Raw genomic sequence first — 410 nt, 5'->3', positions numbered from 1 at the left:
AAAAAACTTAGTGTTGAGTGCTTAGTGGTGAGTGTTGAGTGTTGAGTTAAAAACTCGCTACTCCCTCTTACACTAAGGGCTTTCATTTGAATTCAAGAGCAACTATCGGTTGTACTACGGGTGCTTTTCACTAAACACTTAACACTTACAACTAAAAACTAAGTGAAAGTGGTGGAGTTAAGCGGGATCGAACCGCTGACCTCCTGCGTGCAAGGCAGGCGCTCTCCCAGCTGAGCTATAACCCCGTTTTAGTGTTGAGTGTTTGGTTTTAAGTGCATAGTTGTTTTTTACTCAACATTCAACACTCACAACTCAACACTCAAGTGGTGGGTCTGAGTAGACTCGAACTACCGACCTCACCCTTATCAGGGGTGCGCTCTAACCACCTGAGCTACAGACCCATCTGTACC

The 410-nt window shown here is 45.1% G+C and carries 2 tRNA genes; both read right to left on the bottom strand.

Going from position 1 to position 410, the window contains the following annotated elements:
* Positions 1 to 169: 169 nt before the first annotated feature.
* Positions 170 to 245, bottom strand: a tRNA-Ala gene (locus QWY20_RS18530).
* Positions 246 to 324: 79 nt separating this feature from the next.
* Positions 325 to 401 (bottom strand) — tRNA-Ile (locus tag QWY20_RS18525).
* Positions 402 to 410 lie beyond the last annotated feature (9 nt).

It is taken from the genome of Alkalimonas cellulosilytica (assembly GCF_036325985.1).
Lineage (GTDB): Bacteria > Pseudomonadota > Gammaproteobacteria > Enterobacterales > Alteromonadaceae > Alkalimonas > Alkalimonas cellulosilytica.
The sequence above is the reverse complement of the archived record's forward strand: the minus strand, read 5'-3'. Positions and strand labels throughout refer to the sequence as shown.